Annotated in this window: 15 protein-coding genes; 7 read left to right on the top strand and 8 right to left on the bottom strand. The window is 72.3% G+C overall.

The annotated features are described in order from the left end of the window. The first annotated feature begins 53 nt into the window (after positions 1–53). From aroH to ACIBX3_RS37290, 3 genes are all read left to right on the top strand, one after another. The gene (aroH, locus tag ACIBX3_RS37300) at positions 54–413 is read left to right on the top strand and encodes a chorismate mutase (protein ID WP_397125236.1); all 360 of its coding nucleotides are present in this window, start codon (positions 54–56) and stop codon (positions 411–413) included. Positions 414–477: 64 nt separating this feature from the next. Then, on the top strand, positions 478–1566 hold the full coding sequence (locus tag ACIBX3_RS37295) for a prephenate dehydrogenase (protein ID WP_397125235.1): 1089 nt from the start codon (positions 478–480) through the stop codon (positions 1564–1566). Between the two features lie 316 nt (positions 1567–1882). Beyond that, the gene (locus ACIBX3_RS37290; RefSeq protein WP_397125234.1) at positions 1883–3031 is read left to right on the top strand and encodes an NAD(P)/FAD-dependent oxidoreductase; all 1149 of its coding nucleotides are present in this window, start codon (positions 1883–1885) and stop codon (positions 3029–3031) included. A 51-nt stretch (positions 3032–3082) separates the two neighbouring features. On the opposite strand, the gene ACIBX3_RS37285 is transcribed toward ACIBX3_RS37290, so the two are convergent. The 3 genes from ACIBX3_RS37285 to ACIBX3_RS37275 are packed head-to-tail and all read right to left on the bottom strand — an operon-like array spanning position 3083 to position 5069. Then, a complete protein-coding gene (locus ACIBX3_RS37285) occupies positions 3083–3277 on the bottom strand; it encodes a DUF2795 domain-containing protein (RefSeq protein ID WP_397125233.1) in 195 nt (64 codons plus the stop codon). 20 nt (positions 3278–3297) lie between these two features. Then, a complete protein-coding gene (locus ACIBX3_RS37280; RefSeq protein WP_397125232.1) occupies positions 3298–4218 on the bottom strand; it encodes a glycosyltransferase family 2 protein in 921 nt (306 codons plus the stop codon). After that, on the bottom strand, positions 4215–5069 hold the full coding sequence (locus ACIBX3_RS37275) for a glycosyltransferase family 2 protein (RefSeq protein WP_397125231.1): 855 nt from the start codon (positions 5067–5069) through the stop codon (positions 4215–4217). Before ACIBX3_RS37275 ends, ACIBX3_RS37280 begins: the two co-directional genes overlap by 4 nt. Positions 5070–5185: 116 nt before the next feature. On the opposite strand from ACIBX3_RS37275, the gene ACIBX3_RS37270 reads away from it, so the two are divergent. From ACIBX3_RS37270 to der, 4 genes are all read left to right on the top strand, one after another. Further along, a complete protein-coding gene (locus tag ACIBX3_RS37270; RefSeq protein ID WP_397125230.1) occupies positions 5186–5815 on the top strand; it encodes a TetR/AcrR family transcriptional regulator in 630 nt (209 codons plus the stop codon). Beyond that, on the top strand, positions 5812–7173 hold the full coding sequence (locus tag ACIBX3_RS37265; protein ID WP_397125229.1) for a carotenoid oxygenase family protein: 1362 nt from the start codon (positions 5812–5814) through the stop codon (positions 7171–7173). The genes ACIBX3_RS37270 and ACIBX3_RS37265 overlap by 4 nt, the downstream gene beginning before the upstream one ends. Positions 7174–7339: 166 nt before the next feature. Further along, a complete protein-coding gene (cmk, locus tag ACIBX3_RS37260) occupies positions 7340–7975 on the top strand; it encodes a (d)CMP kinase (protein WP_397125374.1) in 636 nt (211 codons plus the stop codon). Between the two features lie 33 nt (positions 7976–8008). Next, positions 8009–9400 (top strand): ribosome biogenesis GTPase Der, encoded by a 1392-nt coding sequence (gene der, locus ACIBX3_RS37255; RefSeq protein ID WP_397125228.1) that lies wholly within the window; start codon positions 8009–8011, stop codon positions 9398–9400. A gap of 43 nt (positions 9401–9443) precedes the next feature. On the opposite strand, the gene ACIBX3_RS37250 is transcribed toward der, so the two are convergent. From ACIBX3_RS37250 to ACIBX3_RS37230, 5 genes are all read right to left on the bottom strand, one after another. Next, the gene (locus ACIBX3_RS37250) at positions 9444–11027 is read right to left on the bottom strand and encodes an MFS transporter (protein ID WP_397125227.1); all 1584 of its coding nucleotides are present in this window, start codon (positions 11025–11027) and stop codon (positions 9444–9446) included. Beyond that, a complete protein-coding gene (locus tag ACIBX3_RS37245; RefSeq protein WP_397125226.1) occupies positions 11024–11674 on the bottom strand; it encodes an LppX_LprAFG lipoprotein in 651 nt (216 codons plus the stop codon). The genes ACIBX3_RS37250 and ACIBX3_RS37245 overlap by 4 nt, the downstream gene beginning before the upstream one ends. Positions 11675–11733: 59 nt before the next feature. After that, entirely contained in the window at positions 11734–12192 is a 459-nt protein-coding gene (locus ACIBX3_RS37240; RefSeq protein ID WP_397125225.1) for a MarR family winged helix-turn-helix transcriptional regulator, read from the bottom strand. 67 nt (positions 12193–12259) lie between these two features. Beyond that, entirely contained in the window at positions 12260–12436 is a 177-nt protein-coding gene (locus ACIBX3_RS37235) for a hypothetical protein (protein WP_397125224.1), read from the bottom strand. A 4-nt stretch (positions 12437–12440) separates the two neighbouring features. Continuing rightward, positions 12441–13034, bottom strand: a complete 594-nt coding sequence (locus ACIBX3_RS37230) for a 4'-phosphopantetheinyl transferase family protein (protein WP_397125223.1) — start codon at positions 13032–13034, stop codon at positions 12441–12443. Positions 13035–13041: the final 7 nt, after the last annotated feature.

Raw genomic sequence — 13041 nt, 5'->3', positions numbered from 1 at the left:
CCGTGCGAATCTCCGCACGGGCTCTCCCGCTTATCAGAAGGGGACGAAACCACATGGTGCGGGCGATCCGTGGGGCGATTCAGGTGGGCGCCAACGATCGTGACTCGATCATCGAGGGCACGACCGAGCTGGTCAGCGCGATCATGGAGCGCAACGAACTGACCACGGACGACGTGATCAGCGTGCTGTTCACGGCCACGCCTGACCTGACGGCCGAGTTCCCCGCGCTGGCGGCGCGGAAGCTGGGCTTCCACGAGGTGCCGCTGATCTGCTGCACCGAGATCGACGTGCCCGGTGCGCTGCCCCGCGTCGTACGCCTCATGGCCCACGTCGAGACCGACCGCTCCCGGGCCGAGATCCAGCACGTTTACCTGCGTGGCGCCGTGGCGCTGCGGCAGGACATCGCGCAGTAAGCGGACGGCAAGCACGACCAGAGACACTCACCACCCCAACGGCCCGACAAATCAGGACATCGAGATGGAACTTCGCACCGTGCTCGTCGTGGGCACCGGTCTCATCGGCACCTCAGCGGCGCTGGCGCTGCGCAAGCGCGGCGTACGAGTCCTGCTCGCCGACCGGGACCAGGGAGCCGTACGGCTGGCGCGGGAACTCGGCGCGGGCGAGGAGTGGGTCCCCGGCACCCTGCCCCCCGAGGGCGTGGACCTGGCGATCATCGCGGTGCCCCCCGCCCACGTGGCGAGCGAGCTGCTGGAGCTGCAGCGGCACGGCACGGCCCGCTTCTACACCGACGTGGCCAGCGTGAAGGCCGAGCCCATCGACCGGGCCGCGCAGCTGGGCTGCGACCTGGCCACATACGTCGCCTCCCACCCCCTCGCCGGGCGCGAGAAGTCGGGTCCCGGCGCGGCGCGGCACGACCTGTTCCTGGGCCGCCCGTGGGCGCTGTGCCCCACCGAGCAGGCAGCTCCGGACGCCAAGGCGGCCGTGCTGCGGCTGATCGAGTTGTGCGGGGCCAACCCGGTCGAGGTGGACGCCGACGACCACGACCGCGCGGTGGCCGTCGTCTCCCACGCGCCCCACGTGACCGCCTCCGCCGTGGCCGCGCGCCTGGCCGACGCCACGGACGTCGCGCTCGGCCTGGCCGGGCAGGGCATACGCGACGTCACGCGGATCGCCGGCAGCGACCCCGGGCTGTGGCTCGGCATCCTGTCCGGCAACGCGGCACCGGTCGCCGAGGTTCTCGAGGCCGTCGCGCGCGACCTGGCCGAGGCCGCGAGCGCACTGCGGGCCATGGCCGAGGGCGACGGCACGGCCACCGGCGAGATCACCCACCTGCTCAAGCGCGGCGTCGCCGGCCACGACCGCATCCCCGGCAAGCACGGCGGGCCGGCCTCCGCGTACGCCGTCGTCCAGGTCGTCATCGGCGACCGGCCCGGCCAGCTGGCGCGGCTGTTCCAGGTGTGCGACGAGGTCGGGGTCAACGTCGAGGACGTGCGTCTGGAGCACGCCCCCGGGCTGCCCCTGGGCATCGCCGAGTTGTCGGTGCAGCCGGACGCCGCCGCCCCGCTCACCGACGCTTTGCGCGAACGCGGCTGGCAGGTTCCCTGAGGGTCCGCCTCGCGCCTACCGGCGATCGGGCGTCTCGACGGCTGTCGGCGTCCCTGCTTCCCTGCGTCCCTCGCTTACCGGCCGCGGTGCGGTCGTTCACGGCATCGCCACCAACCTGATCGCCCTGCACCGGCGTGCCGAGACACGCCGTGAGCGCGCAGGGACGGCTCGCGGCGGAGCGTCCGCATGCGGTGGGTGGGCACCGGCTACCGCTGCCGGTCAGCCAAGCCGCCGTTCCCGCGGCACGCTGAGCCCGGGATGTCACATCCGCGCCTCCTCGATACGTCCTCTGCTGTGAATCGAGGAGGTAAGGAAAATGACCGACATTCTCGTACTGGGCGGCGGTTACACCGGCATCGCGGCGGCCATCAGGGCCGCGGTCAGGACCCGTCGCGCCGGGGGCAAGGTCACGCTGGTGAACGCCTCGGCGCGGTTCACCGAGCGGCTCAGACTGCACCAGACGGCGGCCGGTGAGCCGCTGGCGGACTACTCGATCGAGGAGGTGCTGGCGGGCACCGGAGTCCGGTTCGTGCGGGGCCGGGTGGCCGGGCTGGACGCCGGGCGGCGCGAGGTGCGGCTGGACGACGGGCGGGTGCTCGGCTACGACAAGCTGATCTACGCGCTCGGCACCGTCACCGACACCTCGGTGCCCGGCGTGGCCGGCCACGCGTACACGTACGACGACCACGCGAGTGCCGTGCGGCTCTCCGAGCGCCTTGACGCGCTGGCCGGCGGCGGCACGGTGGTCGTGGCCGGCGGCGGGCTGACCGGCGTCGAGTCGGCGGCCGAGCTGGCCGAGGCCCGCCCGCACCTGCGGGTCGTCCTCGTCACCAGGGGCCGGCCCGGCTCCATGATGGGGGAGCGGGCCCGCGCCCACCTGGACAAGGCGCTGGCGCGGCTCGGCGTCGAGGTGCGCACGGGCGTGGACATCACCAAGGTCCTGCCCGACGCGGTGGAAGCGGCCGGAGGCGAGCTGATCCACTCCGACGCGACGCTCTGGACCGCCGGGACGAAGGGCCTCCCCCTGGCAGGCGAGTCGGGGCTGACCGTGGACGCCCGCGGCAGGATCGTCGTGGACTCAGCGCTCCGCTCGTCCCACCCCGACGTGTACGCCGTCGGCGACGCCGCCGCGGTCAGCCGGCCGTTCGGCGTGCTGCACGGCACCTGCCAGAGCGGCATCCCCACCGGGCTGCACGCGGCGGACTCGCTGGCCGCCACGCTGCGCGGCAGGATCCCCAAGCCCTTCAGGTTCGGGTACATCCATCAGCCCGTCAGCCTCGGGCGCGGGGACGCGGTCATCCAGTTCACCCGGCCGGACGACAGCCCGCGCAGGGGGTATCTGGCCGGGCGGGCGGCCGTGATCTACAAGGAGATGGTGTCCAGCAGCCCGATGCCGACGTTCAAGCTGCTCAAGCGCGGCTTGGCGCCGGTCTGGGCGCTGGCGTTGACCGCCGGGCTGAAGTGAACGGAAAAGCGCGGCGGACGAGCCGGCGATCTCGTCCGCCGCGCCACCACGTCACAGCCCGGCGACCGCCTGGCTGACGGCGTTGGGGCCGTCGTACTCGCGGTCCGGCAGGGACTCGAGGGCCTTGACGATATCGTCGCCCGCGCCGTGGTCGCGGGCGACCTTGACAAGATCGTCCTTTCTGGCCGGGTAATCCACGCCGCCCAGGTGTTTTTGCAGGTCGATCGGGTTCGGTAGCGTACTCATACCTGCCTGCTGCCCCACGCTCAGGAGACGTAACGACGGGCCCGGGAGCGGGCCTGCGACGCCTCCAGGCTCGCCAGCCTGGCCTCCACCCGCGGCGGCACGGGCCGCCGCTCGGCCAGCACCCACGGCAGGCCGCGCAGCGCGTCCAGCGCCGCCAGCGCCGAGATCCGGTCGCGCGGCACGGTCCTGGCCAGATAGGCGGTGCGCCGCAGCGCGGCCCCCACAGGCCGGCGCAGCCAGGTGAACCAGAGCGTGTTCCGCAGCCCGACCCGGCGCCTGGCGTGCGCGTCCCTGCTGCGCGACGCCTGGTGGTGCACGGTCAGCGCGCCGAGGTAGCACAGCTCCCATCCGGCCGTGGCCAGGTCCACGGCCAGCAACTCCTCCTCGCCGCCCAGCCACAGCCGCCGGTTGAAGCCCCCGCACTCCAGGAACGCATCCCGCCGCAGCACCGACGCCCCGGCCAGGAAGCTGCCCAGCGCGGGCCCGGGAAGCCAGGCGGGGCCGGGTACTGGCGAGTCGCGCAGTTCCTCCACGATCGGGTCGTCGCGGCCGCCGGGCTCGGCCAGGATGCGGGCCGTGACGACGGCCAGGCGGGGATGCGCGTCCAGCACGTCGGCGGCCCGCGACAGCGAGCCCGGCGCCCACCACGTGTCGTCGTCGGCGAAGGCCACGTACGGGGTACGCAGCCGGGCCACGCCCACGTTGCGCCCCACGGCCCCCAGGTTCTCCCGCAGCGCGACCACGTCCACCTCGGGGTAGGCGGCGGCGACGGCCTCGGCGGTGCCGTCCACGGAGCCGTTGTCGACGAGGACGACATGCGGGCGCTCGGGCAGCGCGACGAGCCTGCCGACCGAGGTCAGCGCCTCCTCACGGCGGTTCCACGTGATCATGACCGCCCCGACGCGCGGGTCACCCATCGACCAGCCCCCGCCGGTGTTCATCCATCGGCCCGCTCCAGTGTGCGACGGGCGCGTTCCACCGCCACGGGGAGCTCGCGGCGTTCGGCGAGCGCGCGGGGCAGCCGCCGCACCGCCGTACGCAGCCCCTCCCACCCGGCCGGGCCGCCGCGCAGGGCGTCGAACGAGCGCCGCGCCACCACCCGCCACGGCCGGCGCAGCACGGCGGTCAGCACGGCGTTGCGCGCGGCCAGCACCTGCCTGCCGCGCGGGTCCCGGGCGGGGGAGGGATGGTGGTGGGCCACGACGTCGTCCACGTACGCCAGTCCCCACCCCCGGGCGGCCAGGTCCACGGCCAGCCGCTCCTCCTCGCCGAAGAAGAAGATCACGTCGTCGAAGCCGCCCGCCTCCAGGAACGCGTCCCTGCGGACCACCGCCCCGCACGCCAGGAATCCCAGCACGCTCGGCCCCGGCAGATCCGGCTCGACGCCGAGCGGCGAGCGGCGCATCTGCTCCGACACGGGGTCCAGCCGCTCCTCGGGCCCCACCAGCACGCGCGCCCCCAGTACGGCCAGCCGCGGATGGGCATCCAGCACGTCGGCGGCCCGCTCCAGCGCTCCGGGCGCCCACCAGGAGTCGTCGTCGGCGAAGGCCACGTACGGCGTCTCGGCCAGCCGCACGCCGACGTTGCGGGCCGGCGCCCCCAGGTTCGCGCCCGCCTCGACCACCTCGACGCCGGGGAAGTGCCGCCGGACGAAGGCCGCGGTCCCGTCGGTCGAGCCGTTGTCGACGAGGATCACCGGACGCGGGTGCAGCGGGAGGGAGCGGGCCAGCGCCCGCAGCCGGTCCTTGCTCGCCACGACGACCGTGACCCGGGCTCCGTCTGTCCTCGTCACACGAGGTCACTTACCGGCACGACCGCGCTTAGTCCTTCCGCAGGGCATTGACGTGCGGTCCAGGCCGGAGTACAAAGGCGGTAACAGCGTTACCTAGAAGAAACGGCGTTACCGACATGGCGGTCACCGCGTACCAGCAAGCGCAGCGGGAGGGGCAGGAGGTCGTCCGGGCGGCGATCCTCGACGCCGCTTTCCGCCTCCTCGTCTCCGAGGGCCCGGCGGCGCTCACCGTACGGCGCATCTCCGGCGAGGTCGGCTGCTCCACGAAAGTGATCTACACGCTCTTCGGCGGCAAGGAGGGGCTCGGGGAGGCGCTCTGGCGTGAGGGGTTCGGCAGGTTCGAGCGACGGCTGCTCGCCGTGCCCTGCCAGGACGATCCGCTGGCCGACCTGCGCGCGGGCCTGGGGGCCTACCGCGACTACGCGCTGGCCGAGCCCGACTACTACCGCGTCATGTTCATGGGTGCCATGCCGGGGTTCAAGCCGGGGCCCGAGGCCGCGCAGGCGGCCAAGCGGACCCTGGAGATCCTGGTCGTGGCCGTGCGGAACTGCCTGGAGCCGGGCCTGCTGCGCGGCGGCACCGCCGAGGAGATCGCCGAACTGCTGTGGATGGCCGTTCACGGCGCCGTGAGCCTGGAGATCTCCGGCTTCTTCGATCCCGCCGAGGCGGAACGGCGCTACCGGGCGCTCTGCTCCTCGGTGCTCACGCCCTACCTTTTCCCTCCGGACGAGAGGAACGAACCGTGACCACGACCCCCTTCAGAGGCGGATTCGCGCCGGTGGCCGAGGAGGTCACCGCCTTCGACCTCGAGGTCACCGGCCGCATCCCGGCCGAGCTCAACGGCCGCTACCTGCGCAACGGCCCCAATCCGCTCAGCCTCGACGACCCGAGCGCCGGTCACCTGTTCCTGGGCCAGGGCATGGTGCACGGCGTGCGGCTGCGCGACGGCCGCGCCGAGTGGTACCGCAACCGCTGGGTGCGCAACGCCGAGGTCGCCCGGCGGCTCGGCGAGGAGCCCAGGCCCGGGCCCGTGCACGGCGGCATGGACTTCTCGGCCAACACGCACGTCATCGGGCTGGCCGGGCGCACGTTCGCCACCGTCGAGGCGGGCCCGCTGCCGTACGAGCTGAGCTACGACCTCGACACCGTCGGCGCGTGCGACTTCGACGGCGGCCTGCCCGGCGGGTTCGCCGCACACACCCACACCGACCCGGCCACGGGCGAGCTGCACGCCATGGCCTACTTCTTCGGCTGGGACCACCACCAGCACATCGTGATCGACGCCAAGGGCGCGGTCACACAGGTCAGGGACATCCCGATCGCCGACGCGCCGATGCTGCACGACTTCGCCCTCACCGAGCGGTACGTCGTGATCTACGACCTGCCCGTCACGTTCAGCATGCCCCACGCCGAGAAGGGCGTCCTGCTCCCGTACGCGTGGAACGACGCCCACGCCGCCAGAATCGGCCTCATGTCCCGCCAGACCGGCGACGTGCGGTGGTTCGAGGTGGAGCCGTGCTGGGTGTTCCACACGCTCAACGCCTACGACGACGGCCACGAGGTCGTCGTGGACGCGGTCCGCTACCCGAAGCGGTTCGTGGACGCGCGGCTCGACCTGGGCGGCACGCCCACGCTCGACCGGTGGCGGATCGACCTCCGCTCGGGCAAGGTCACCGAGACGCGGCTGGACGACCGGGCGCAGGAGTTCCCGCGCATGGACGAGCGGCGCACCGGCCGGGCGTACCGGTACGGCTACACCGCCGCGACCAGGGATCTCGCCGACGTCATCTGGCCGAAGGACACCGAGCTGGAGGACTTGCCGGACGAGGCGTTCGACAACACGCTCATCAAGCACGACCTGGAGCGGGGCACGCAGGAACAACGGCAGTTCGGGCTTGGCGCGTACGTGGCCGAGCCGGTCTTCATCGCCTCCGGCGACGCCGAGGACGACGGTTACGTGATCACGTACGTCAACAACCCGGCCAGGGGAGCGGCCGACCTGGTGATCCTTTCCGCGCAGGACTTCACCGGCCGGCCGGTCGCCACCGTGCACCTGCCCGCCCGGGTTCCGCTCGGCTTCCACGGGAGCTGGATCGCCGACTGAGCCGGGGCGGTGGCGCTTCCCCGGTGCGTCGCCGGCAGGCGGTGGGCCGGTGTCCGAGGCGTCCGGCTCGTACGGTGACTGGATAACCGACCGGCCCGGAGGCGGTAACCTCTTCAGGTTGGACAAACGTGAAGAGGGAGAGGCCGTGACCGGTCTGGTCGTCGCCATGGACGGCCCTTCGGGGTCGGGTAAGTCGAGCGTGTCGCGCGGAGTCGCCCGCGCGCTGGGCCTGCGTTACCTCGACACCGGGGCCATGTACCGCGCGATGACCTGGTGGATGCTCCAGCAGGACGTCGACCTCGCCGACCCCGCCGCGATCGCGGCCCGCTGCGGCGAGCCTCGGATCGTCTCCGGCACCGACCCCGACGGCCCCTCCATCCATGTCGACGGCGTCGACGTGGCGGGGCCGATCCGGCAGACCGAGGTGACCGGCGCGGTGTCCGTCGTCGCCGCCGTCCCCGAGGTGCGGGCGCGCCTGGTCGCGCTCCAGCGGGAGATCATCGGCGCGGGCGGCATCGTGGTCGAGGGCCGCGACATCGGCAACGTCGTCTGGCCCGAGGCCACCGTCAAGGTCTACCTGACGGCCAGCGCGGAGGCCCGTGCCATGCGGCGCAGCGCCGAGCTGGCGGGCACCACGGTCGAGGCGCAGCGCGAGGCCATGGCCAAGCGGGACACCCTGGACTCAACACGTAAGACTGACCCACTCTCGATGGCGGATGGCGCCGTCGAGCTCGACACCACCGCGCTGAGCCTCGACGAGGTCATCGCGGAGGTGCTGAGGCTGGTCAAGGAGCGCACCTGAGCGGTGCGGTACTCACATGAAGGATGAAATTTCGTGTCAACGGGGGACTGGGTCGAGGCTGAGCTCGACGACCTTGAGATCACCGAGCACGGCGACAGCACGCCGCTGCCCGTCGTCGCCATCGTAGGACGGCCGAACGTCGGCAAGTCCACGCTGGTCAACCGCATCATCGGCCGCCGGGAGGCGGTCGTCGAGGACGTGCCGGGCGTCACCCGCGACCGCGTCACGTACGACGCCAACTGGCGTGGCCGCCGCTTCACCGTGGTCGACACGGGCGGCTGGGACCCCGACGCCACCGGCATGAACCTGCGCATCGCCGAGCAGGCCCAGATCGCGGCCGAGCTGGCCGACGTGATCGTGTTCGTGGTCGACGCCACCGTGGGCGCGACCGACGCCGACGAGATCGTGGGCTCGATCCTGCGGCAGTCCGGCAAGCCGGTCATCCTGACCGCCAACAAGGTCGACAACCAGCAGCTGGAGCTGGAGGCCGCCGCGCTGTGGTCGCTCGGCCTGGGCGAGCCGTACGTCGTCTCCGCCCTGCACGGCCGCGCCAGCGGCGACCTGCTCGACGTGGTGCTCGACGCGCTGCCCGAGACCCCGCAGCTCACGTTCGAGGCCCAGCGCGGCCCGGCCAGGGTGGCGCTGCTGGGCAAGCCCAATGTCGGCAAGTCATCGCTGCTCAACAAGCTCGCGGGGGAGGAGCGCGTGCTGGTCGACCCGATGGCGGGCACCACGCGCGACCCCGTCGACGAGCTGATCGAGCTGGGCGGGCGCACCTGGCGCTTCGTCGACACGGCCGGCATCCGGCGGCGCGACCGCGAGCTGCAGGGCGCCGACTTCTACGCCTCCGTGCGCACCCGCTCCGCGCTGGAGCGCTCGGAGGTGGCGGTCGTGCTCGTCGACGCCAGCGAGCCGCTCACGGAGCAGGACCTGCGCATCATCGGCCTGGTCATCGAGTCGGGGCGGGCCATGGTGGTCGCGTTCAACAAGTGGGACCTGGTCGACGAGGACCGCCGCTACTACCTGGAGAAGGAGATCGACCGCCAGCTCGTCCGCACGCCGTGGGCGCTGCGCGTCAACATCTCCGCCAAGACCGGGCGGCACGTGGACCGGCTGGTCCCGGCGCTGGAAAAGGCGCTCGACTCCTGGTCCACGCGGGTGCCGACGGCCCGGCTCAACGCGTTCCTGACCGAGCTGGTGCAGCAGACGCCGCCGCCGGTGCGGGGCGGCAAGCAGCCGAAGATCCTCTTCGCCACGCAGGCGTCGATCGAGCCGCCCAAGTTCGTGCTGTTCACCTCGGGCTGGCTGGAGGACACCTACCGGCGCTTCATCGAGCGGCGCATCCGCGAGGAGTTCGGCTTCGCCGGCTCGCCGATCGAGGTCACGATGAAGATCAGGGAAAAGCGGTCCAAGAAGGACAAGTAAGTGCTTGGCAGGCGTTCCGTCCACGGCGGCGAGTGGCCGCCGGCTACGCCGCGGAGCCTGGCTCGCCGTCCGAGGCCGTGCTCGGGCTGCCCAGGAGCGCGGCCTCCCCGGCCTGAGTCCGGCTGCGGGGCATGAGGAGCGCGACCGCCGCGCCGAGCAGGCAGATGAACGCCGTGACCAGGAACATCTCGGTGTACTCGGTGTGCAGCGCCGCCTGCACCTTCGCCGTGTAGTCGGCCAGCCGCCGCTGGTAGGTCTCCGGGTCCACGCCGAACGGCAGCGGCGTGTCCAGGTGGGCGGTCAGCGACTGGAACCGGTAGAAACCCCACGCGGACACGGCCGCGATGCCGATCAGCATGCCCATCATCCTGGCGACCACGATCGCCGCCGACGCCACGCCGTGCTGGGCCGCCGGACTCACCCGCAGCACCGCGGACGACACCGGGGCGATGACCACGCCGAGGCCCAAGCCCGCCACCACCAGGGCCACGTCCACGACGAGCCCCGCGCCGGCCAGGTCGAGCGGCCAGCGGCTCATCAGCCAATAGCCGGCCGCCGCCACGGCCATGCCCGCCACCGCCACGGTCCGCTCGCCCAGCCTGCGGGCCGGCAGGCCGCCGAGCAGGGCGCCGACGGTCAGCGCGGCCAGGAACCTGGCCAGGACGAGCGCCGCGTCCAGCTCCTCCTTGCCCAGCAGGGTCTGCGCGGTGAACTGGACGAACACCATGGTGATCAGGAGCGCCGCGCCCGCCAGGAAGCTCACGCCCAGAGTCGCCAGCAGCGGGCCCTTGCGTGTGCCGGACAGGTCGAGCAGGCGTACGGGGGAGCGGATCTCCCACCAGACGAAGACTCCGGCCGCCACCGCTCCCGCCGCGATCACGGGCAGGCCCCACGGCGGCAGGACGGCCTTGGCCGGATCGGGGTTGTAGAGCCCGACGACCAGGAGCGCGAGCGCCAGCGCCAGCAACGCCCCGCCGGTCACGTCCACCCGCGCCACCGCCCCGCGGGAGGCCGCGGGCCGGCCCGTCGCGCCGCGTCCCGGGACCGTGAGCTGGACCGCCACCGCCGCCAGCGCCGCCAGCGGCACGTTGATCCAGAAGATGGCGTGCCAGCCGCCCAGCTCCACCCCCGCCACCATGACGCTGGAGATCTGCGCCACCAGCCCGCCGTACAGCGGCCCCAGCGCGCTCCCCAGCTCCTGAGCCGCTCCCACGGCCCCCAGCGCCAGGGGCCGCTCGCGCTCGTCCCAGAGGTCGCCGATGAGCGCCATCGTGATCGGCAGCAGCGCCCCGCCCGCCACCCCCTGCACGGTACGCCCGGCGACCACCATCACCTCGTTCGCCGCCAGCGCCGTCAGCACCGAACCGAGCGCGAACGCCGCCAGGCAGGCGTGGATGAGCGGCCGCCGCCCGTACCGGTCCGAGAGCTGGCCGAGCAGCGGCATCGCCGCGACGTACCCGAGCAGGAACCCGGTCACGATAGGCGTGGCGCGCTCCAGATGGTTCAGCGGGACGCCCACGTCGCCGGCGATGTCGATGAGGACGGTCACCACCACGTACGCGTCGAGCGCGGCCAGCAGCACCACCGCGCCCCCCGCGCCGAGCGCGATCCGGCGGGCGCGCCTCATCCGGCGGCGGGCGGCGTGATCGTGATCGGCGCGTCGTAGTCGCTGAACGACACCGTGACCGTGCCGTTCTGCAACGGCAGGCTGGCCTTGGTGAGCCTGCTGCTGGCCTGATCGAGCCAGACCTTGCCGTTGACGCCCTGCGTGACGCCCGGCACGATCTGCCCGACCACCTGGCCGGGGAACGTCGTGGCGACCCGGTACGAGCCGTCCTCCACGCCCTCGACCTTCGGGTCCGTGGCCGAGGACAGCAACTGCGCGATGCCCTTGGTCGGCTCCAGGATCACCGACGGGTCATAGAACTGCGCCAGCTGCTGCCTGGTCATCTTCTGGAACCCGCCCGTCGGGCCCTTGAAGTGCACGGTGTCCCCGATCAGGGCGAAGGTGACCTCCTGCAGAGTGCCCAGGATGTCGAGCGTGATCGTGCCGTCCGCGTCCCCGGCGGCGGTGAGCCGTCCGTCGGCCTTCTTGACCGGCACGTTCGGCTTGCCGTCGGTGGCGATCGAGAAGCTGGCCGACTTGACCGTCTTCATGGCCTCCGCGGACTTTTTCATCAGGTCGGGACCGGCGGGCAGTTCGGTCCCGCCGCCCCCTGACGAGCACGCCGACACCAGCGCGAGAACCGCCAAGACGAGCAGCTTTCTGAGCATGACCGGATCGTAGCGAGCGCTTGGGACGTCCGTGAGCCGTCGCCGATATCAGTTGGATGTCAGCGCAGCTTCTTCAGGTGCTCGACGATCGGCGCGAACGCCGCCTCGAACGCGTTGAGCTGGTCGTCGGTGAGCCGGTCGACGAAGTGCTCGCGCACGCTCCCCACATGGAACGGCGCCACCCGCTGGATCGTCTCCCAGCCCTCGTCGGTCAGCACCGCGAACGTGCCCCGCCGGTCGTCCCGGCAGTCCTCCCTGGTCACCAGGCCCTTGGCCTCCATGCGGGAGATCTGGTGCGACAGGCGGCTGCGCGACTGGATCGTCGCGTCCGCCAGGTCGCTCATGCGCATACGCCGCCCCTGGCTCTCCGACAGGTTGACCAGGATCTCGTAGTCGTTCAGCGAGAGGGAGTGCTCCTGCAGCTCGCGGTCGAGCCGGTGCATGAGCAGCTTGTTCAGCGCCAGATGCGTACGCCAGGCACGCTGTTCGGCGGGAGATAGCCAGCGAGGCGCGCTCATGATCTCCAATCTAGCGCACGCGGGGTGAACGGCCCGGCCTCAGTCAGGTCTTCCGCGGCCCGCCACGCTACGAGAACTCCATCACGATCGCGAGCCCGACGACGTGCATGAGCACGACCGCCACGATCAAGGAGACGAACACGAACTTGGCCGGGCCGTGCTCGAAGGTCTTGCCCTCCTCGAGCGGCCGGCGCTTGGCCATACGATCGGCGATCCGCTCCTCGACCGATTTCCGGTAGAACATGCCATCAGCCTATCCGCGGGATGGGCGCCCTTTGCGCGGGAGCGTCCGTGATGACGGCCACTCTGATGTCCGGCCCGGCGGTCCACTCCAGCAGATGACGGCCCGCCAGGTCGTCGTCGACCGAGCCGAGCCGGTCGAGCGACAGCTCGCCGCGCTTGACCAGCGCCTCCTTGCGCGTCCAGTGCCGGATCAGCTCGTCGTTCCCGGTGACCAGCGCGCGTTCGCGCGGGGTGAGGACCCGGTCGGCCAGCAGCTCGTCCAGCGGTCCCCGCGGCACGTGCTCGGCGTCCACGCCGACCTTGCCGGGGCCTGCGGCGGCGCACACGTACCCGCGCGTGTGACTGAGGCTCACGCCGAGGCCGGGGGACTGCTCGACGTACGGCTTGCCGTGGCCGGGGCCGTGCAGGTGGCAGCGCTGCAGGAGCGTCAGCCCGCCGGGGTCGGCGTCGAGCGCGGCGGCGGCGCAGAGCCGCACCAGGAGATGGGCGGCGACGAAGGCGGCGCGGTCATGCTCGAACCTGAACCGCGCGGCCCGCTCCCGCTCCACCTCGGTGAGCCATTCCTCGGGGGCGCGCACCTCGTCGGGGCGGCCGCCCATCGCTATG

This window comes from Nonomuraea sp. NPDC049480, from assembly GCF_044465905.1.
GTDB lineage: Bacteria > Actinomycetota > Actinomycetes > Streptosporangiales > Streptosporangiaceae > Nonomuraea.
Note: the sequence above shows the minus strand (reverse complement) of the source record. Positions and strands in the feature narration are given on the sequence as shown.

What these genes read in the sequence shown, in the direction of transcription:
- ACIBX3_RS37280 (WP_397125232.1), bottom strand. Translation starts at nt 4,218, where the DNA reads ATGAACACCGGCGGGGGCTGGTCGATGGGTGACCCGCGCGTCGGGGCG.
- ACIBX3_RS37290 (WP_397125234.1), top strand. Translation starts at nt 1,883, where the DNA reads ATGACCGACATTCTCGTACTGGGCGGCGGTTACACCGGCATCGCGGCG.
- ACIBX3_RS37250 (WP_397125227.1), bottom strand. Translation starts at nt 11,027, where the DNA reads ATGAGGCGCGCCCGCCGGATCGCGCTCGGCGCGGGGGGCGCGGTGGTG.
- ACIBX3_RS37245 (WP_397125226.1), bottom strand. Translation starts at nt 11,674, where the DNA reads ATGCTCAGAAAGCTGCTCGTCTTGGCGGTTCTCGCGCTGGTGTCGGCG.
- ACIBX3_RS37240 (WP_397125225.1), bottom strand. Translation starts at nt 12,192, where the DNA reads ATGAGCGCGCCTCGCTGGCTATCTCCCGCCGAACAGCGTGCCTGGCGT.
- cmk (WP_397125374.1), top strand. Translation starts at nt 7,340, where the DNA reads ATGGACGGCCCTTCGGGGTCGGGTAAGTCGAGCGTGTCGCGCGGAGTC.
- aroH (WP_397125236.1), top strand. Translation starts at nt 54, where the DNA reads ATGGTGCGGGCGATCCGTGGGGCGATTCAGGTGGGCGCCAACGATCGT.
- ACIBX3_RS37230 (WP_397125223.1), bottom strand. Translation starts at nt 13,034, where the DNA reads ATGGGCGGCCGCCCCGACGAGGTGCGCGCCCCCGAGGAATGGCTCACC.
- ACIBX3_RS37295 (WP_397125235.1), top strand. Translation starts at nt 478, where the DNA reads ATGGAACTTCGCACCGTGCTCGTCGTGGGCACCGGTCTCATCGGCACC.
- ACIBX3_RS37235 (WP_397125224.1), bottom strand. Translation starts at nt 12,436, where the DNA reads ATGTTCTACCGGAAATCGGTCGAGGAGCGGATCGCCGATCGTATGGCC.
- ACIBX3_RS37285 (WP_397125233.1), bottom strand. Translation starts at nt 3,277, where the DNA reads ATGAGTACGCTACCGAACCCGATCGACCTGCAAAAACACCTGGGCGGC.
- ACIBX3_RS37270 (WP_397125230.1), top strand. Translation starts at nt 5,186, where the DNA reads ATGGCGGTCACCGCGTACCAGCAAGCGCAGCGGGAGGGGCAGGAGGTC.